The following is an 18136-nucleotide window of genomic DNA, read 5'->3' as shown; positions in this document are numbered from 1 at the left end:
TGTTTTCAGACGCTCAAGGGGCCCAGGGCACCGATGGCGATGGTCAGCAGGCCCAGGCACAGGTTGATGCCCACCAGCACGCGCACCTGACGCAGCGCGCGCGAGGCGCGGTCCCAGTCCTGCTGGGCGGAGGCCAGCTTGAGACGGCGGAAGGGTGCAAAGAAGATGTGGGCGAAGATCAGCATCATCACCACGCCGATACCGGTCATGGCGTGCAGGTAAGGCGGCAGCTTGGCCGCACCCGCACCCATCACGGCCATCATGTGCAGACCGCTGCCCAGCACCAGCGCAATGGCCACCCACACCCAGATGAAGAAATTGGCCAGCACCGCCGCCATGAGAGAGAGCCGCTGCTCCGGATGCAGCACCCCAAGCCCGGGCCGCAGCGCCATGTGGGCGAAGAACATGCCGCCGACCCAGACGGTCAGCCCCAGCAGATGGAAGAATTTGGCAAACAACATGGCGCTCCCGTCAAAAAGTTCATATCAATCCGTGGCGCATTGTCGCATGAGCAGGAACACAACGTATCGTCATGCCGGCAAAGCGCCCGCTTGTGGTAATGTCTTGCCGAAACATTATCACCAATACTTTTCAGGCGTTGGCAGGCGCCACCATCCGGGGGGACGGTCCATGACGAACAGCAGCATCAGCACCATCAGCGCCATCTTTTTCTATCCCATCAAGTCCTGTGGCGGGCTCTCCCTGACCCGGGCCGAGATCGGCCCGCTGGGCCTGGCGCTGGACCGCCACTGGATGCTGGTGGATCGCCAGGGCCGATTCCTGACCCAGCGCACCCATCCCGGGATGGCCTGCATCACGCCCGCCTTCGAGGGCGATGCGCTGGTGCTGCGCGCACCGGGCATGTCCCCGCTGCGCCTGGCGGCTGCCGGCGAGGACGGCGCCACGCTCGCCGTCACCGTCTGGGACAGCCGCCTGGAAGCCCTGGACCAGGGCGAACAGGCGCGCACCTGGTTCTCCGACTACCTGCAGGCCGACGCCCGGCTGGTGCGCTTCAATCCGGCCGTCAAACGCGCCTGCAGCCCCCGCTGGACCGGTGACTACCGCGCTACCACACAGTTCTCGGATGGCTATCCGCTGCTGGTGATCGGCCAGGCTTCGCTCGATGAGCTCAACACCCGCTTGGCGGCCAAAGGGACGCCAGTCTTGCCCATGGATCGCTTCCGCCCCAACCTGGTGATCGCCGGTCTGGAGGCATATGAAGAAGATTTCATCGATACCCTGCGCCTGGGCAGTGCAGACCGTCCGGTGCAACTGAAGCTGGTGAAGCCTTGTGCAAGATGTCCCATTCCCGGCATCGACCAGCGCAGCGGCCAGCGTGATCCGCAATGGCCCGATGAGCCGCTGGACACGCTGAGCACCTATCGCGCCAATGCCCGGGTGGGCGGGGGCATCACCTTTGGCCAGAACGCCATCGTCATCGCCGGGGAGGGTGGCCAGATCGAGGTCGGCCAGCCCTGCGAATGGGAATTCAATTTCTGAGCACGTCCACGAGGACGCCATCCAGTCCACATCAATGCGATCTCCAGTGAACATCAAGACACGCGCCATCAGCACGATCTCAGGCAAGCTCATGACCAGGGCTGCCCGCCGCCACCTGCTCGCCCTGGCCCTGGCAGGCGTCTGGTGCAGTATGGCCGGCAGCAGCGCATGGGCCACGCCGCGCACCGTGGTCATCGGCCTGGCCGCCCCCATGAGTGGTCCCTCCGGCAGCACCGGCGTGAGTCTCGAGCGCGCCGCTCAACTGGCCGTGGACGATATCAACCACGGCAAGCCCGTCATCGGTGGCGAGCCGGTGTTGTTCCGGCTGCTGCCACAGGACGACCGCGCCGATCCGCGCACGGGCGAACTCATCGCCGACTACTTCGTCAAGAGCAAGGTCGCTGCCGTGGTCGGCCACTGGAACAGTGGCGTCGGTGTTCCGGCCGCGCGTATCTACGCCGCTGCCGGCATTCCCCATGTGGCCCCCGCCGTGACGGCTCCGGCCTATACGCAGCAGGGCGATGCCAGCGCCTTTCGCATCGTGCCGCACGATGGCGAGGGCGCGCGCCTGACCGCCGACTACGTGGTGCGTGAGCTGAAGGCCCGCAACATCGCCGTGATCGATGACAGCACCCTCTTCGGCAGTACCTATGCCGATGAATTCGCCAAGTCGGTCAAGGTCTTGCAGGGCAGGGTGACGGGACGCTACACGGTGAGCAGCAAGACCTCCGACTTCAACAATGTTTTGCGCAGCATCCGCGACAGCGAGCCCGATGTGGTGCTCTTCGCCGGTCTCGATGCCCAGGCTGCACAACTGGTGCAGGACATGCGGCGTCTGCAGATCCGCGCCCCGCTGGTCGGCATCGGCGGCCTGGTGGGGCCGACCTTTCTGAGGTTGGCAGGTCCGTCAGGCGAGGGCGTGAGCGTAGTGGAGCCAGGACTTCCCTCCTACAAGGGACCGCAGTGGCGCCATTTCGAACAGGCCTGGAAGGCCGCCTGGCAGGACGAAATCTATCTCTATGCGCCCTTTGCCTATGATGCCGTGCGCGTGATCGCGGCGGCCATGCAGCAGGCCGATTCCACCGATCCGGGCAAGGTGACGGCCAGCCTGCACCGGATTGGCTACAAGGGCATCACCGGCAATATCGCCTTCGATGCCCAGGGCAATCTGCGCGATCCGGTCTTTACCCTGTACCGCGTCAACGGCGGCCACTGGCGCGTCGTGCGCAGCATGGCCCAGCACGACAGAAACTGAACGCCACGGCCGAAAAACGTGCGCAAAAAACAATGCCGCCCGGGCGTAACCGGGCGGCATCAGGGACAGGCGGGCAGGGCGGCAGGCCATGACATCACGGCCCGCTGTCGGCCTGCTTATTTCTTGGGACGGCCTACCTTCAGCGGGGTCAGGCTGCCGAGGATGTCCTTCAGTTCGGCGATCTTCAGGTTCTTGATCAGCGACACGCCGATGCGCAGCAGGTCGCTCTTCTTGATCTCGACGCCGGCCTTCAGACAGGACTTCTTGACCTGGGCCAGGACTGCGTATTCGTTCTCGGGCATGGTGAAGCTGTCGCGGACCTGCTTGACCTTCTTGGCCTTCACCGGCTTGTCAGTCTTTTCGGGCTTGGCGATTTTCTCGACCTTCTTTTCGGGCTTGGCTGCTGCCGGTGCTGCTGCGGCGGGCTTGGCGGCCGCACGGATGGCGGGCTTGACGGCAGGTTTCTTCACCGCTGCGGGCTTGGGGGCTGCCGCCTTGGCGACAGGTTTCTTCGTTTCGGTTGATGCTGCTGCTGCGGCTTGAACTCTGGTGGCCATGAACGCTCCTCTGAAAATTGATATAAACAATATATATTTTTTGCGCCTTTGCCGCAACATTCCTGCCGACTGGCAACGATTTCATCGTCGGATTTCTACGCTGCAAACGTTTACAGCTTTTGTGCGGTGGCCACAGCATACGCTTGTGGGCAGGGGAAGTGCGGCGACCTGCTTTGTCCCGGGCGAAATGAACTTCTCCAGATTCATGGCCGCGATGCTAGCAAGTCCAGGTTAAAACTCCGTGACAAAGGTCAAAACAATTTACAAGAAGCGTGGGTACAAAAAAAAGCAGCCCGGCCTTGCGGACGGACTGCAATCAACAACGGTCTCTACCGGGGACTGACAGGATTACATGACGCTACGGGCTACGGCTGGCTGCTTTTCGGTGGAGGCTGCGGCGCTGGCGGGCGTACTGCCGGCGGCGGGCTTCAATGGGGTGACGGTGGCCGGGCCCTTGGGTTGGGCGGCCTGGGTCAGGTCATGCTGGCTGACGAATTCTTGCAGGAACTGCGCGAAGCCGCTGCCGACTTCCTTGTGCTTGAAGCCCATGGCCACGGCCGCCTTGAGGTAACCGAGCTTGGAGCCGCAATCGAAGCGCTGGCCCTCGTAGCGATAGGCGAGGATCTGTTCCTGTTGCAGCAGGGCCGAGATGGCATCGGTGAGCTGGATCTCGCCACCGGCACCGGTGCCGATGTTTTCCAGACGTTCGAAGATGGCCGGGGTCAGCACATAGCGGCCCACGACGGCCAGGGTGGAGGGGGCATCTTCGGGCGAGGGCTTTTCCACGATGCCGCTGAGCAGCTCGGTACGCTCACCATGCGGGCTGCCGCTGACGATGCCGTACTGGCGGGTTTCCGGACGCGGCACGTCCTGCACGGCCAGCAGGCTCTTGCCTTCGCGCTCGTAGAGTTCGGTCATCTGTGCCATCACGTTCTTCTGGCCGGGGGCGGCATCCATGAAGTCGTCGGCCAGCAGCACGGCGAAGGGTTCGTCACCCACCAGCGGCTTGGCCAGCAGCACGGCGTGTCCCAGGCCCAGCGGTTCGGCCTGGCGGACGTAGACACAGTTGATGTGCTTGGGGATGACGTTGCGGATGGTTTCCAGCAGTTTCACCTTGCCGGCGGCTTCCAGTTCGGATTCCAGCTCGTAGGCCTTGTCGAAATGGTCTTCGATGGCGCGCTTGTTGCGGCCGGTGATGAAGATCATCTCGGTGATGCCCGCTTCCACCGCCTCTTCAACGGCGTACTGGATCAATGGCTTGTCGACGATGGGCAGCATTTCCTTGGGCTGTGCCTTGGTAGCGGGAAGAAAACGGCTGCCGAGGCCAGCGACGGGAAAAACGGCTTTGGTGATTTTTTTCATGGTAAGTCCAGGTTTGGTTGAGTGACGGGCGTGGCACCCTCATGCACACAATGCAGGCTCGCTGGCGAATGCGCCTCCTTACGCCTTTACGCCTGTCTGTTGTTCTTGATCATCTTCATCTGAAGCAGAGCACGGCATCCCTGCAACAACGAGGCCACGCCAGCCAGGGCATGCCCGGCCTTTTCGCGCAGCCGGGTGCGTCGCTGCGGGGCGCTGGCCTTGGCCTCGTCATCAGCCAGCGCGATGCGTTGCGCCAGGCTGCCTTCGTTGAGTTGTTCCAGCACCGAGGCCAGTTGCGGCGCCTTCATCGATATCTGATGCAGCAGCTCGGCAGATTCACGGGCATAGCGTGCATAGTGCTCGACGAAGTCAGTGCCTTCTTCGGCGCGCGGTGCGTTGCCGAACGCATTGAGCGCGTAGGCATTGGCAAAGACGGACGAGGGGCGTGCGCTGGATTCGGTGGCGGACATGATGGCGACTCTCTACGTAATCGGGCTGGCAAATGCGGTATCGGTATACGGTGCGGCTGACGGATTCATGCTGCACCGTGCCTACGGAAACAAGAGTAAGAAAACTCGCGCTTCCTCTCTATAGGAATGCCGCCTTTTGCGCTGTAGGAAAAGAGGAAGACCCCGGCCCGCCCGTCACGCGGGTACTGCGCCGCCACGAGCAGGCCGCGGTCAGCGCGACAGCCGCCCATGCCGGGCTTGTCCTACAAGGAAATGGGCCGCTGTCCGATAGCTGGCCGGGACGCGTTTTTCTATCATCACCTCATCTGTTGCGCAGAGCGCTTGCAGAGAGGAGGAGGCCTGCCGACGGCTTCCGACATCAATCCAAGAACGACAGAACAATGGAAAGGGAACATCATGGAACACGGACTCATCGCATGGCTGATCATTGGTGCCGTTGCCGGCTGGCTTGCCGGCGTGCTGGTCAAGGGTGGCGGCTTCGGTCTGCTGGCCGATATCCTGATCGGTATCGTCGGTGCCGTCATCGGCGGCTGGCTGGCTGGCCTCCTGGGCATCGCCGTGGGTGGTGGCATCCTGGCCTCGATCGTTACCGCCACGCTGGGCGCGGTCGTGCTGCTGGTGATCGTGCGGGCCTTCCGCAGGGCCTGACCCGGCAGGCCCGCGCCGTGGAGGCAGGCTCCCGGCGCAGGCCTGGCGCTCCTGACCCATGAGCAATGCGTCCGCGGCCCGGCCCGGACGCGTTTTGCGTTTTGGACACGCGCCTTCATCTTGCCCGCCCAGGGCGTAGCGCCCATGCCCGGCCAGGCGCATGGGGAGTGATCTGCGGCAATGCTCCTGCAAGTTTCTGCATATCCATGCTGCAGCGCGCCATCCTGGCGTTACAATGTCCGGGACGTTGAAAAAAGATCAAGTAGCGAAGGGGATGTCCGGCATCCACCGCGTCCGCTTCGCTTCCTCCGATATCCATTCATCCAGAAAAAATTATGAGTAGCGTCCATCCCCTCGCCGGCAAGCGTGCCGCGCCTTCGGCCCTGGTGAACCTGCCGGTGCTGCTGTCGAACTATTACAGCCTGCGTCCGGAGGTGGCCGAGGCCAGCCATCGGGTGGCCTTCGGGACGTCCGGCCATCGCGGCAACGCCAATGCCCACAGCTTCAATGAATGGCACGTGCTGGCCATCACCCAGGCCATCTGCGACTACCGCAAGGAACAGGGTTTCAAGGGCCCGCTGTTCCTCGGCATTGATACCCATGCCTTGTCGGAGCCGGCCTGGCACAGCGCACTGGAAGTGCTGGCGGCCAACGCGGTGCTGACCATGCTGGCCGAAGGCAGCCCCTATGCGCCCACGCCGGCCGTCTCGCATGCCATCCTCACGCACAACCGGGTGCACCGCGACAAGCTGGCCGATGGCATCGTGGTCACGCCCTCGCACAATCCGCCGGACAATGGCGGCTTCAAGTACAACATGCCCAATGGCGGCCCGTCGGACTCCAACGTCACCAGCTGGATCGAGAAGCGCGCCAATGCCTATCTGGAGCAAAAGCTCGAAGGCGTACGCCGCATCAGCTTCGAGAAGGCCCTCAAGGCCGACACCACGCGCCGCTACGATTATCTGGACAACTACGTCGGCGACCTGCCCAACATCATCGACCTGGGCGCCATCTCGGCGGCCAACGTCAAGATCGGCGTAGACCCGCTGGGTGGCGCCGGGCTGCATTACTGGTCGGCCATTGCGGATCGCTACAAGCTCAATCTGGAAGTGGTCAATACCGATGTGGATGCGAGTTTTCGCTTCGTGCCGCTGGACTGGGATGCACAGATCCGCATGGATCCGTCCTCGCCCTATGCCATGAGCGAGCTGATCGCGCTCAAGGATCGCTTCGACGTGGCCATGGCCTGCGATACCGACCATGACCGTCACGGCATCGTCGCCAGGAGCACCGGCCTGCTGCCGGCCAACGATTATCTGTCGGTCGCGGTGTACTACCTGTTCGGCCATCGTCCGGCCTGGCGTGCCGATGCCGCCGTGGGCAAGACCCTGGTATCCAGCCAGATGATCAATCGCGTGGCCGCCCACCTGGGCCGCAAGCTGCTGGAAATGCCGGTGGGCTTCAAGTGGTTCGTCGATGGCCTCTATGACGGCAGCCTGGCCTTCGGCTGCGAGGAAAGCGCCGGCGCCTCCTTCGTGCGCTTCGATGGCCAGCCCTGGAGTACCGACAAGGATGGCATCACCGCCGCCTTGCTGGCCGCCGAGATGACTGCCCGCACCGGCAACGATCCCGGCCAGATCTATCAGGATCTCACCCGGCAACTGGGCGCACCGCTCAATGGCCGCAAGGAAGCCGCCGCCACGCCGCAGCAGAAGGCGCGCCTGTCCAGGCTGTCGCCGCAGGATGTCACGTCCACCGAACTGGCCGGCGAAACCATCCGCGAAGTCATGACCACGGCCCCGGCCAATGGCAAGGCTTTCGGCGGCCTGAAGATCGTCACGGACAATGGCTGGTTCGCCGCCCGTCCTTCCGGCACCGAGAGCATCTACAAGATCTATGGCGAGAGCTTCCGCGATCAGGCCCATCTGGACCGCATCTTTAGCGAGGCGCAGGAGATCGTGACCCGCGCACTGCAGGCGGACTGAGCCCGGTCGCCGCGCCTGTCATGACCACGCCGCCCTCGGGGCGGCGTTTTTGTTCCTGCCTTCCTACAGGAAAATGGGCCGATGTCTGGCTGAGAGCAGGGCAGGGGCTTCGTAAGATGGTCATCGTCTGCCATCCCCGTCAAGGAGGACCCTCATGGCCCATTCTGATCCGGACCCCGTCTCGACCCGTGCGGCGCCTGCCTTGCTGCGTCCCCCCGCCATGTCGGCTACCGCCGAAACGCCGACGCCGCCGGACCACATCCAGCCGGACCCGGCCCAGGTGATCGAGCCCGACGGTACCGAAGATCCCCTGGCCAACGCCGACGACGGCCTGCTGCCTCGCCCCGGTAGTGCCGATCCGGACCGCAGTCCGCCCCTTCCACCCACTCAGGAGAACCCCATGCACAAGCCCCAGGACACCCCGCCGGTGGAGGTGCCGCCGCTGGACCCGACCCCGCCGCAGGACCCCATTCCGCATCAGAACCCGATGGCCGGTCGCTGACGACCTGCTGTCGGCACACCCCGGTCGCTCCGACCAGGGATCGCTCCGAGGAGATCTGTTTGAACCTGAATCTGCATACGCCCCAAGAGACCCCTCCCGTCAACGAACCCAACATCCCGCCGCCGCCCCTGCCCGATGATGAGCCGGTCCCGGTGGAAGAGCCGCCGCTGAGCCCCCGGCCTTCTGACCCGCCGCTGCGCATGCAGGGCTGATTTTGCACTTTCGCACCGATCAGGCCGCAGCATCTGCTGCGGCCTGATTGTCTCGCTTTTTTGCCTTTTCCTTCATGACGCCATAGCGCTGCCGGCGCTGCCGACCCTGTGCAAGGGCGTAGCGAGGCATCCTCTTCCTTTTTCTTCATCTGCCCCGGAAACCCCCGTCCTGCGGGGGTTTCTTCATTCTTTTGCGCGGATTGAGACTTTTCTCATTCAAGCCGACAAGTATTCGTGAAAGCATCTCTTTTTTCCGGCGACAGAAGATGAATTGAGCAAGGCTGCCGCCACGGTCGTGTTTTCTCTGAGGAGTAGCGCCGTGTTTCCATATTCCCCGCTGTCAATGGGCTTTCCTGCCGGTCGTCGACACACGCTGCTGTCGGCTCTTCCGCTCTACGTGCTGGTACGTCAGCCCAGTGCCGGCAGTGGCCCCGGCCAGGTACTGTGCGAACCCGTCATCGCCGGCGAGGCCGCCGGCAGCCAGGCGATGGTGGTTTATCTGTCGCCCTTCGAGGCCAGCCTGGACGCGCTCTGGCGGGGCATGCCGCCGACGGCCTACCAGGTCTTGCCGGCCTCGTCCTTCTCCCCGGACGAACTGGTGGCGCGCCACCACGGCTATCTGCCCTATTGTCTGCACGTGGCCTGGGGCGCGCGCGACGGTCGCCTGGCAGTGCGCGCGCAGGGCGAGCCGGTACGCCTGTCCTCGGCCAGCCTGGCCAAGGCCTCGCCGCTGATCGACTCCATCACGCTGGACATCGCGCTGCCCGATCTGGAGTGCTACGCCCGGCTGTGGGAATGCGCCGGACTGTTCGCCCGCAGCGAGACGCAGGCCAGCCTGCTGGCAATGAGTCCGCTGGAGCGCCACCGCCATGCCGCCCGCGCCATCGACCGGTTGCCCGGTACCGCCCCGCCAGGCCGCCAGATCAACCAGGTCGCGGTGTATGACGCCGAATCGGCCCAATGGCATTTCATCTCGCTGGATCTGCTGGCCGGGCCGGCCGCCGTCCAGTATTGACACCACGGTGGGCAGGCCGGGACGCCCCCGCCCGCCGCGTCACTTACTGACGGTCATTGAGAGTTTTCTGATATCCATCGGGTTTCCCTTCTGCAACTATTCGGAGTGGGTGTGGCCTCTGCCGCACCCACTCCGATTCCTGTTCCCCGAAGGAGCTGCCCTTGAACCGCTTACTTCCTGCTGCATGCAGTTCAACGGCGAGCGCATTGCGCTGCCTGCCCGTGGTCTTGCTGTTGGTTTGTCTGGTGGCGCTGCCCGGGGCGCCGACGCCGCCGGCGCAGGTACTGGATCGCTGCCTGGTGGTCGACCGCATGACGGTGGGCCCGGTCAGCACCGAGCCGGTGGCCGGGCGGGTGGAAGTCATGGAGGGCGGCGCGACCTCACCCTACAGCCTTTATCTGCCCGATGCCGACAACCGCATGCTGCGCATCGGCTATGCCAGCGGCAAGGCGTCCGTGCGCGATTACCTCTTCGTCAACGCGCACCGTGGCTACCTGGACCGCGCCGTCGGCCTGACAGCGGACGCACCGCTACGGCTGGAGCGTCCGCACCGGGCCTCCTTTGCGGTACTGGGCTATCTGGGCGAGCGCTACCTGTGCCTGATGGAAGTGCACGGGCAGGGCGACCGGACGGGCCAGCGCTCGGCCTACGTGGCCCGCATCCCGCGCGGCATGGGGGCGGATATGCGGCTGTACTACAAGCAGTCGGACGCGATCCCGCCGGCGCCTCGCTGAGTTCGCCAGCAGCCGACCAGCTGGCCGATCAGGCTGACAATGCCGGTTGCCCAAGCCGGTCCCCGCCTTTATACTTCGCCCCTTAGCATTGCTTCTGGTATCCCGTGTGCAGCCGCGCCCGGGATTGAAACGGGAAGCCGGTGCGGCCGATGCCTCAGCATCGTGCCAAGGCCGGCGCTGCCCCCGCAACGGTAAGCGAGCAAGGACACGCACTACGCCACTGTGCCCCGCGCATGGGAAGGCGCCTGTCCGGAAGCCCCAGGCTTCAGCTCGCCAGCCCGGAGACCGGCCAGTGGCAACTTCTTGAATGTATCGCGGAGGGCGATCATGCGGAAAGCTTCCAACATGTCCCGCTGGCATTGAGCGGCGCCGTCGGTGCACGGCGGGATGTGGCATGGGCGCTCGCCGTGTGGCTTCCTTCGTTTCATCCACCTGCCCAAGGAAAGCGCATGTCCACTCCCTCCGGTCTCAATGCCCGCAGCACCGCCGACTCTTCCACTTCCAGCCGCGCCGTCAGCCAGGTCTGGCGTGACCGCATCGCGCCGTCGCTGCTGGCCTTCGCGCTGGGCGTGGCGCTGATCTACGGCGCCGGCTTCGCCTCCCGCGTCGAGCTGCACAATGCCGCCCACGATGGCCGCCACTCGGCCGGTTTCCCCTGCCACTGAGGAGCGGATCATGAACTGGACGGTGTTTCGCCGCATGGCGTCGGCGGTGGTGGTGGCAGGGGCCTTGTCGGGCTTGCTGCTGTCGGGGGTGCAGCAATTCCAGGTGGAAAAGCTCATCCTCAAGGCCGAGCAATATGAAAAGGCCAGCGAAGCGACGGCCTCCGCAGCCCATGACCCTGGCGGCGAACCCGCTACCCACGCGGGTGCGCACGACCATGCCCATGTCGGTGCCGATGAGCACAGCCACCATCACGACGCCCAAGCCTGGGAGCCCGCCGACGGTGCCGAACGCACCGCCTACACCGTGCTGGCCAACGTCAGCATGGCGGTCGGTTTTGCGCTGATGCTGGTGGCGGCCTTTGCCCTGAGCGGACGCCAGATCAGCTGGCGCAGCGGTCTGCTGTGGGGTCTGGCCGGTTATGGCGTGTTCTTCGTGGCGCCTTCGCTGGGCTTGCCGCCGGAAGTGCCTGGCACGCTGGCTGCGCCCCTGCAGGCGCGTCAGCTCTGGTGGGTGATGACCGCCGCCATGACGGCCGCCAGCCTGGGTCTGTTCGTCTTCACCCGGGGCTGGCCGGGCAAGCTGATCGGCGTGTTGCTGCTGGTGGCACCGCACTTCATCGGGGCGCCGCAACCGGAAGTGCACGGCAGCGTGGCGCCGGAAGAACTGGCGCAAGCCTTCATCGGCGCCACTGCGGCGGCCAATGCCGTGTTCTGGCTGGCGCTGGGCGGCCTGAGCGGTTTCTTCTACCGCCGCTTCGGCTGATGGGTCCGATCCGTCGGGGAAAGAAAGCAAGCAAGCCATGAGAACTCATCATCGTCACGTGCTCATGTGCGTGGGTCCGCGTTGTACCGACAATGGCGTGCTGGCCGAAGCCATGTTCGGCGTGTTGGGCGAGCAGATCGACGCCCGCCCCGCGCTGTGCGTCAAGCGCACCCGAACCCACTGCATGGTGGCCTGCAAGGCGCAGGCGCCGGTGCTGGTGGTCTATCCCGAGGGGGTCTGGTACCGCTGCGAGGATGCCAGCGCCATCGAGCGCGTCGTAGTGGAGCACCTGGAAGGCGGTCGCGAGGTGAGCGAGCTCATCTTCCATCGCCTGGGCAGCGGCGACGTGCTGCCGCAACCGGAGTCCGGCGATGTCTGAACCCTTGCCCCGCATCGTCCTGCTGACCCACGCCCCGACCGACCTGGCCCTGCTGGCGGCGGCGCGCAGCCAGTTGCCGCCCGACTTTGCGCCACTGGCGGGGCATGATCTGCAGGCCCTGCAATCCCGTACCGACGAGCAAGGCCAGCCTCTGCGCACGCTGGCCACGCTGCTGCGTTCGGAGCTGGCCAGCGCGCAGGTGATCGTGCTGCGGGTGCTGGGCAGGCTGGGTGCGGTGAGCGGTGTGGGCGAATTGTTGCGGGTCGCGCGTGCGCAAGGGCGTCACCTGATCCTGCTCTCCGGCACCGGCGAACCCGATGCCGAACTGGCGGCAGCCTCCACCGTCGCAGCGGACGTGCAGCAGCAGGCACTGGCCTACTTCAACGGTGGCGGCAGCGTCAATCTGGCGCAACTGTTGCGCTACCTGTCGGATCGCCTGCTCTTGAGCGGCTATGGCTATGAGCCTGCGCAAGCCTTGCCGGAACACGGCCTCTACCATCCTGATCTGGAACAGGATGCCAGCCTCGATGACTGGCTGGCCCTGCGCGCCAGCGCACCCCCAGGCAAGCCCGCCGTGGGCATCATCTTCTACCGCGCGCACTGGCTCTCGGGCAATACCGCCTTCATCGATGCACTGGTCGCGGCGTTGGAGGCGCGCGGCATGGATGTGCTGCCGGTCTTCACTTCCTCGCTGCGGGTGTCTGCTCATCGTGGCGCGGACCTGCCGCCCGCGCTGGCGTATTTCGCCCGGGGCCGGGTCGACCTGATCATCAATACCACCAGCTTCGCCATGGGCGAGATCACGGCAGGCGGGGTCACACCAGCCGGCTGGTCGGTGTCGGTGCTGGAACAGCTGGACCGCCCGGTGCTGCAAGCCATCACCAGCGGCATGACGCAAGACCAGTGGCTGCATTCCACGCGCGGCATGAACCCGCTGGATGCCGCCATGAATGTGGTCTTGCCGGAATTCGATGGCCGCATCATCGGCGTACCGCTGTCCTTCAAGCACACCACGGACAGTGGCGTGGTGCAGTATCAGGCCCTGCCGGACCGTGTGCGCCGCCTCGCCGGTCTGGCGCAGCGGCTGGTGCGGCTGCGCAACACGCCCAATGCGCAAAAGCGTATCGCCTTCATCTTCACCAATTCCAGCAGCAAGGCCGCGCAGATCGGCAATGCCGTCGGGCTGGATGCGCCCGAGTCGCTCATGGCCGTGCTGCGCGCACTGGCTGCTGACGGCTATGCCATCGGCGAACTGCCCGCGACCGGCACGGCCCTGATCCACGAACTGGTGGACCGTTGCTCCTACGACGATATCCTCCTCACCGAAGACCAGTTGCGCCGCGCCGCCGCGCGCATTCCGGCCGCGCGTTACGCGCAGTGGTTCGCCGCCTTGCCCGCGGCCTTGCAGACGCGCATGCAGCGCCAGTGGGGCGCCGCACCCGGCCAGGCTTATGTTCACGATCAGCACCTGGTCATTGCCGGCCTGGACCTGGGCAACGCCTTCGTGGCCCTGCAACCGCCGCGCGGCTACGGCATGGACCCGGACGCCATCTACCACCAGCCCGACCTGCCGCCCACGCATCACTACTACGCCCTGTACCGCTGGCTGGATGAAGAATGGGGCGCCGATGCCATCGTCCACGTCGGCAAGCACGGCACGCTGGAGTGGCTGCCGGGCAAGGGCGTGGGATTGTCTGAAGAATGTTTCCCGGATGCCCTGCTGGGTGACGTGCCGCTGTTCTATCCCTTCATCATCAACGATCCCGGCGAAGGCTCGCAGGCCAAGCGCCGCGCCCACGCCGTGGTGGTGGATCACCTGACCCCACCGATGACCACCGCCGACAGCTACGGCGCGCTGGCCCAGCTGACGCAGCTGGTGGACGAGTATTACCAGGTCGAGGTGCTCGATCCTGCCAAGCTGCCGTTGTTGCAGCAGCAGATCTGGGAGCTGGTGCGACAGACCAATCTGGAGTCGGACCTGCAATACAAGCTGCTTCATCACGATCATGACCACGATCATGACCACGGCCATGCTCACCATCATCATGGACATCACCACCATGATGACCACCATCATCCGCACGACCACGCCCACGAAGACGGCACCTTGCCCCATGCCCTCACCGAACTGGACGGTGCCGGTGTGGCGCACCTGATCGAGGATCTCGATGGCTACCTGTGCGAACTGGGCGCAGCCCAGATCCGTGACGGCCTGCACATCCTCGGCCGCATGCCCGATGCAGCGCAGCTGCCCGACATGCTGGTGGCGCTCACGCGCCTGCCCAACCAGGACTTGCCGGGCCTGCAGGAAGAGGTGGCGCGCCTCTTCGGCCTGTCGCTGGACATGCTGCTGGAGCACAAGGGACGGCGCCTCAACATCGATGACGCCCTCGCGCGCACTGCCGGTCGCGCCATCGTCACCCGTGCCGATGCGCTCGAAGCCATCGACGCACTGTGCCTGTCGCTGATGCAGTCGCTGCAGCAGCAAGACTTTGCCGTGCAGGCCATCGATGGCGTGATCCAGTCGCTGCTGGCGCCCTTGTTCACCGCGCCCGTCGAAGAAAAACCGCGCCTGCAACCCACCCTGCAAAAGAGTGCAGGCAGCGTGCTGGGCGGCATGCGCGCCATGGCGCGACCGCTTGCCCCGCAAAAACGTGCCGCACCGGTAGCGACGATCAAGCCGACCGATACCCGCGCCCTGGGCCGCATCCTCGCCTTCACCTGCGAACAACTGGTGCCGCGTCTGCAACGCACCCACGAAGAAATCGGCAACCTGCTCAACGGCCTGCGCGGTGGCTACATCCCGGCTGGTCCCAGTGGATCGCCTACGCGCGGCATGGCGCACATCCTGCCCACCGGCCGCAATTTCTATTCGGTCGACCCGCGCAGCGTGCCCTCGCAATCGGCCTGGCGCGTGGGCCAGCAACTGGCGCGCGAAGTGCTGCAGCGTCACCACCGCGAAAGCGGCGACTATCCCGAGAGCGTGGCCATCAGCATCTGGGGCACCAGCGCCATGCGCACCCACGGTGATGACGTGGCGCAGATCCTCTCGCTGATGGGCGCGCGCCCGGTCTGGCGCGAGGGCAACCGGCAGGTCGCCGGTGTCGAGCTGGTCCCGCTGGAGCAATTGCAGCGCCCGCGCATCGACGTCACCACGCGCATCAGCGGCTTCTTCCGCGATGCTTTCCCGCAACTGATCGAACTGATCGACGATGCCGTGCAGCTGGCCATTGCCGCCGATGAACCGGAAGACATGAACTTCGTGCGCAAGCATTACCTGCGCGACCTGCAGCAGGCCATGCAAAGCGGACTGGGTCAGGCCGAAGCCGCTGCCCAGGCGTCCTATCGCGTCTTCGGCGCCAAGCCGGGCAGCTACGGCGCCGGCATCCTGCCCCTGATTCAGGAAAGGAACTGGCAGGACCAGGCCGACTTCGCCGAGGCCTACATCAACTGGGGCGGCTACGCCTATGGTCGCAAGGTGCAGGGCACCGACCAGCGCGAGGCATTCCGCCAGCGCCTCTCCGCCGTGCAGGTCGCCTTGCACAATCAGGACAACCGCGAGCACGACCTCTTCGACAGCGACGACTACCTGCAATACCACGGTGGCATGATCGCCACCATCCGTGCCTTGTCCGGCCAGCAGCCGCGCCATTACTTCGGCGACAGCCACGACCCGCAGCGCGCTGCCGTGCGTGACCTCAAGGAAGAGACCCTGCGCGTCTTCCGTGCCCGTGTGGTCAATCCCAAGTGGCTGGCCAGCATCCGCCGACACGGCTACAAGGGTGGACTGGAACTGACGGCCACCGTCGATTACCTGTTCGGCTACGACGCCACCGCGCAGGTGCTGGAAGACTGGATGTACCAGCAACTGGCCGAGAGCTACGGCTTCGATCCGGCCATGCGCGAGTTTTTGGAACAGGCCAATCCCTGGGCCCAGAACGCCATCGCCGAGCGCTTGCTGGAAGCCGCCAGCCGTGGCATGTGGCAGACACCGGCGGTACAGACACTCGAACAGTTGCGCACACTCTACCTGCACAGTGAAGCCCTGCTGGAAGCCCGCGGCGAGACCGTGCGCGGCAGCGAACATACCAAGGACATGCAATGAGCGCAGCAGTCAACGGCCCCGCGTCTTATCCCTTTGCCGCCATCGTCGGCCAGCCGCTGCTGAAGCAGGCGCTGCTGCTGTGCGCAGTCGATCCGTCCATCGGTGGCGTGCTGGTGCGCGGTGACAAGGGCAGCGCCAAGAGTACCGCCGCACGCGGTCTGACCCAGGTGTTGCCGGCCATCACCCTGGCCGAGGGCTGTGCCTTCCACTGCGCGCCCGGTCAGCCGGCTACTGCCTGTACAGTGTGCAATACAGCACCCGTACACTTTCCGGCCACCGTCCCCTTCGTGAACCTGCCACTGGGGGCCACCGAAGACCGCGTACTCGGTTCGCTCGATCTGCAACAGGCCCTGCAAGGCGGCCAGCGTGCGTTCCAGCCGGGCCTGCTGGCGGCGGCCCATCGCGGCATCCTCTACATCGATGAAGTCAATCTGCTGGCCGATCACCTGGTGGACGTGCTGTTGGACGTGGCGGCCATGGGGGTGAATTCGGTGCAGCGCGAGGGGCTGTCCATCAGTCACCCGGCACGCTTCACGCTGATCGGCACCATGAATCTGGAAGAGGGCGACTTGCGGCCGCAACTGCTGGACCGCTTTGGCCTCATGGTGGAAGTGAGCGCACCGACCGACAAGACCGTACGCGCCGAGGTGGTGCGCCGGCGCATCGCCTTCGAATCCGATCCCGCCGCCTTTGCCGAACGCTGGCAGTCGCAGCAGGACGCCTTGCGCCTCCAGGTCGCCGAGGCGCAAGGTCTGCTGGCCGAGGTGGTGCTGGACGATCCCATGCTGGAACTGAGCAGCCATCTCTGCTGCGAGTTCGAGGTGGCCAGCCTGCGCGCCGACATCGTCATGCACAAGGCCGCGCGCGCCATCGCGGCCTTGCAGGCGCGCACACGTGTCACCCCGGACGATGTGCGCGCGGCCGCCTTGCTGGTACTGCCGCATCGCCGCCGTCGCAAGCCCTTCGAGCAGAGCGGCATGGATGAGGACAAGCTCGATGAACTGGTCGACCAGGCGCGCCAGCCTGAACCGCCACAACAGCAAGGTTGCGGTGACGCGTCGCCGGATCAAGAACCGGCCGAGCCGCCGCCGTCTGAAGATGCTTCGCAAGAACAGCAAGGCGAGGGTGGTCAACAGACCTTCGCCATCGCCGCCCCCGGAACGGCCCGCAAGATCAGCGTCGCCGCCACGGCCCAGGCATCGGCCAACGTGGCCAGCGGCCGCCGCAGTGCCGTGGCCGATGCCAGCCGGGGCAGCGCCGTGCGCGCCGTACCGGACGCCAATCCGGACCGGCTGGCCATCGGTGCCACCCTGCGCAGCGCTGCCGTCCGGGGCGCCCTGGCCGGTGAGACAGGCGAGCCACTGAGCATCACCCGCGCCGACCTGCATCGTCAGGTCCGCAGCGGACGCGGCGCCAACCTGATCGTCTTCGTCGTGGATGCCTCCGGTTCCATGGCCGCACAGCGCCGCATGGAAGCAGTCAAGGGTGCGGTCCTGGCCTTGCTGACCGATGCCTACCAGCGCCGTGATCAACTGGCCGTGATCGCCTTCCGTGGCGAGCAGGCGCAATTGCTGCTGGCCCCGACCCGCAGCGCCGACCTGGCCGAGCAGGGCCTGCGCGAACTGCCCACCGGGGGCCGCACACCGCTGCCGCATGCGCTGCAACTGGCGGCGCAGATGCTGCAACAACAGATGCAGGAAGCACCGCCCCTGCTGGTGATCCTGTCCGACGGCAAGGCCAACGTCAGCCTGCCCGGCAGCAGCGGCGACCCCTGGAGCGAAACCCTGCAGGTCGCACAGACCCTGGCTGCGCAAGGCGTGCCCGCGCTGGTGCTCGATACCGAATCCGGCTACCTGCGCCTGGGCCGCGCGGCGCAACTGGCCGAGGCGCTGGGTGCGCCTTGCCTGACCCTGGAACAACTGACCGGCGACGCCCTGGCGTTGACCGTGCGCGCGCAACTGGGCGCGCGCTGAAAGGAAAGAAC

17 protein-coding genes and 1 riboswitch are annotated in these 18136 nt (G+C 65.4%); of the genes, 13 read left to right on the top strand and 4 right to left on the bottom strand.

The window, feature by feature from the left end:
- Nucleotides 1-5 precede the first annotated feature (5 nt).
- Entirely contained in the window at nucleotides 6-461 is a 456-nt protein-coding gene (locus GWL_RS10275) for a CopD family protein (RefSeq protein WP_008329553.1), read from the bottom strand.
- A 169-nt stretch (nucleotides 462-630) separates the two neighbouring features.
- Here GWL_RS10275 and GWL_RS10270 point away from each other — a divergent pair, with 169 nt between their 5' ends.
- Both GWL_RS10270 and GWL_RS10265 read left to right on the top strand, forming a co-directional pair.
- Complete coding sequence (locus GWL_RS10270; RefSeq protein ID WP_008329547.1) at nucleotides 631-1500, top strand: MOSC domain-containing protein; 870 nt, start codon at nucleotides 631-633, stop codon at nucleotides 1498-1500.
- Nucleotides 1501-1546: 46 nt separating this feature from the next.
- Nucleotides 1547-2755, top strand: a complete 1209-nt coding sequence (locus GWL_RS10265; protein ID WP_008329546.1) for a branched-chain amino acid ABC transporter substrate-binding protein — start codon at nucleotides 1547-1549, stop codon at nucleotides 2753-2755.
- A gap of 116 nt (nucleotides 2756-2871) precedes the next feature.
- Here GWL_RS10265 and GWL_RS10260 read toward each other — a convergent pair whose 3' ends face one another.
- From GWL_RS10260 to GWL_RS22730, 3 genes are all read right to left on the bottom strand, one after another.
- Entirely contained in the window at nucleotides 2872-3312 is a 441-nt protein-coding gene (locus GWL_RS10260; protein WP_008329545.1) for a hypothetical protein, read from the bottom strand.
- Between the two features lie 348 nt (nucleotides 3313-3660).
- Entirely contained in the window at nucleotides 3661-4674 is a 1014-nt protein-coding gene (galU, locus tag GWL_RS10255) for a UTP--glucose-1-phosphate uridylyltransferase GalU (protein WP_008329544.1), read from the bottom strand.
- An 86-nt stretch (nucleotides 4675-4760) separates the two neighbouring features.
- Nucleotides 4761-5144, bottom strand: coding sequence for a hypothetical protein (locus tag GWL_RS22730; RefSeq protein WP_008329543.1), 384 nt, complete (start codon nucleotides 5142-5144; stop codon nucleotides 4761-4763).
- Between the two features lie 396 nt (nucleotides 5145-5540).
- On the opposite strand from GWL_RS22730, the gene GWL_RS10245 reads away from it, so the two are divergent.
- The 11 genes from GWL_RS10245 to GWL_RS10200 all read left to right on the top strand — a co-directional run bounded on the left by GWL_RS10245 (nucleotide 5541) and on the right by GWL_RS10200 (nucleotide 18125).
- Nucleotides 5541-5792, top strand: coding sequence for a GlsB/YeaQ/YmgE family stress response membrane protein (locus GWL_RS10245; protein WP_008329542.1), 252 nt, complete (start codon nucleotides 5541-5543; stop codon nucleotides 5790-5792).
- 335 nt (nucleotides 5793-6127) lie between these two features.
- Nucleotides 6128-7777, top strand: a complete 1650-nt coding sequence (pgm, locus tag GWL_RS10240) for a phosphoglucomutase (alpha-D-glucose-1,6-bisphosphate-dependent) (RefSeq protein WP_008329541.1) — start codon at nucleotides 6128-6130, stop codon at nucleotides 7775-7777.
- A gap of 154 nt (nucleotides 7778-7931) precedes the next feature.
- Nucleotides 7932-8279, top strand: a complete 348-nt coding sequence (locus tag GWL_RS10235; protein ID WP_008329539.1) for a hypothetical protein — start codon at nucleotides 7932-7934, stop codon at nucleotides 8277-8279.
- A gap of 59 nt (nucleotides 8280-8338) precedes the next feature.
- Nucleotides 8339-8491 carry a hypothetical protein gene (locus GWL_RS23635; RefSeq protein ID WP_008329538.1) on the top strand — a complete coding sequence of 51 codons (153 nt, stop codon included), beginning with the start codon at nucleotides 8339-8341 and terminating at the stop codon, nucleotides 8489-8491.
- Nucleotides 8492-8810: 319 nt separating this feature from the next.
- Nucleotides 8811-9506: a hypothetical protein gene (locus GWL_RS10230; RefSeq protein ID WP_008329537.1), complete on the top strand. Its 696-nt coding sequence runs from the start codon at nucleotides 8811-8813 to the stop codon at nucleotides 9504-9506.
- A 206-nt stretch (nucleotides 9507-9712) separates the two neighbouring features.
- Nucleotides 9713-10240 (top strand): hypothetical protein, encoded by a 528-nt coding sequence (locus tag GWL_RS10225; protein WP_008329535.1) that lies wholly within the window; start codon nucleotides 9713-9715, stop codon nucleotides 10238-10240.
- Nucleotides 10241-10318: 78 nt separating this feature from the next.
- A riboswitch (cobalamin riboswitch) is annotated at nucleotides 10319-10549 on the top strand.
- A gap of 140 nt (nucleotides 10550-10689) precedes the next feature.
- Entirely contained in the window at nucleotides 10690-10905 is a 216-nt protein-coding gene (locus GWL_RS10220) for a CbtB domain-containing protein (protein ID WP_008329533.1), read from the top strand.
- A 10-nt stretch (nucleotides 10906-10915) separates the two neighbouring features.
- Complete coding sequence (locus tag GWL_RS10215; protein ID WP_008329530.1) at nucleotides 10916-11668, top strand: CbtA family protein; 753 nt, start codon at nucleotides 10916-10918, stop codon at nucleotides 11666-11668.
- A gap of 37 nt (nucleotides 11669-11705) precedes the next feature.
- On the top strand, nucleotides 11706-12047 hold the full coding sequence (locus GWL_RS10210; protein WP_008329527.1) for a ferredoxin: 342 nt from the start codon (nucleotides 11706-11708) through the stop codon (nucleotides 12045-12047).
- Nucleotides 12040-16152, top strand: coding sequence for a cobaltochelatase subunit CobN (locus GWL_RS10205; RefSeq protein ID WP_008329525.1), 4113 nt, complete (start codon nucleotides 12040-12042; stop codon nucleotides 16150-16152). Before GWL_RS10210 ends, GWL_RS10205 begins: the two co-directional genes overlap by 8 nt.
- Nucleotides 16149-18125 carry a putative cobaltochelatase gene (locus GWL_RS10200; protein ID WP_008329523.1) on the top strand — a complete coding sequence of 659 codons (1977 nt, stop codon included), beginning with the start codon at nucleotides 16149-16151 and terminating at the stop codon, nucleotides 18123-18125. The genes GWL_RS10205 and GWL_RS10200 overlap by 4 nt, the downstream gene beginning before the upstream one ends.
- Nucleotides 18126-18136: the final 11 nt, after the last annotated feature.

Source organism: Herbaspirillum sp. GW103, from assembly GCF_000261365.1.
GTDB lineage: Bacteria > Pseudomonadota > Gammaproteobacteria > Burkholderiales > Burkholderiaceae_D > Herbaspirillum.
This window is presented reverse-complemented; position numbering and strand designations above follow the sequence as displayed.

What these genes read in the sequence shown, in the direction of transcription:
- GWL_RS10260 (WP_008329545.1), bottom strand. Translation starts at nt 3,312, where the DNA reads ATGGCCACCAGAGTTCAAGCCGCAGCAGCAGCATCAACCGAAACGAAG.
- GWL_RS10270 (WP_008329547.1), top strand. Translation starts at nt 631, where the DNA reads ATGACGAACAGCAGCATCAGCACCATCAGCGCCATCTTTTTCTATCCC.
- GWL_RS10200 (WP_008329523.1), top strand. Translation starts at nt 16,149, where the DNA reads ATGAGCGCAGCAGTCAACGGCCCCGCGTCTTATCCCTTTGCCGCCATC.
- GWL_RS10220 (WP_008329533.1), top strand. Translation starts at nt 10,690, where the DNA reads ATGTCCACTCCCTCCGGTCTCAATGCCCGCAGCACCGCCGACTCTTCC.
- GWL_RS10245 (WP_008329542.1), top strand. Translation starts at nt 5,541, where the DNA reads ATGGAACACGGACTCATCGCATGGCTGATCATTGGTGCCGTTGCCGGC.
- GWL_RS10235 (WP_008329539.1), top strand. Translation starts at nt 7,932, where the DNA reads ATGGCCCATTCTGATCCGGACCCCGTCTCGACCCGTGCGGCGCCTGCC.
- GWL_RS10205 (WP_008329525.1), top strand. Translation starts at nt 12,040, where the DNA reads ATGTCTGAACCCTTGCCCCGCATCGTCCTGCTGACCCACGCCCCGACC.
- GWL_RS10215 (WP_008329530.1), top strand. Translation starts at nt 10,916, where the DNA reads ATGAACTGGACGGTGTTTCGCCGCATGGCGTCGGCGGTGGTGGTGGCA.
- pgm (WP_008329541.1), top strand. Translation starts at nt 6,128, where the DNA reads ATGAGTAGCGTCCATCCCCTCGCCGGCAAGCGTGCCGCGCCTTCGGCC.
- galU (WP_008329544.1), bottom strand. Translation starts at nt 4,674, where the DNA reads ATGAAAAAAATCACCAAAGCCGTTTTTCCCGTCGCTGGCCTCGGCAGC.
- GWL_RS10210 (WP_008329527.1), top strand. Translation starts at nt 11,706, where the DNA reads ATGAGAACTCATCATCGTCACGTGCTCATGTGCGTGGGTCCGCGTTGT.
- GWL_RS10275 (WP_008329553.1), bottom strand. Translation starts at nt 461, where the DNA reads ATGTTGTTTGCCAAATTCTTCCATCTGCTGGGGCTGACCGTCTGGGTC.
- GWL_RS22730 (WP_008329543.1), bottom strand. Translation starts at nt 5,144, where the DNA reads ATGTCCGCCACCGAATCCAGCGCACGCCCCTCGTCCGTCTTTGCCAAT.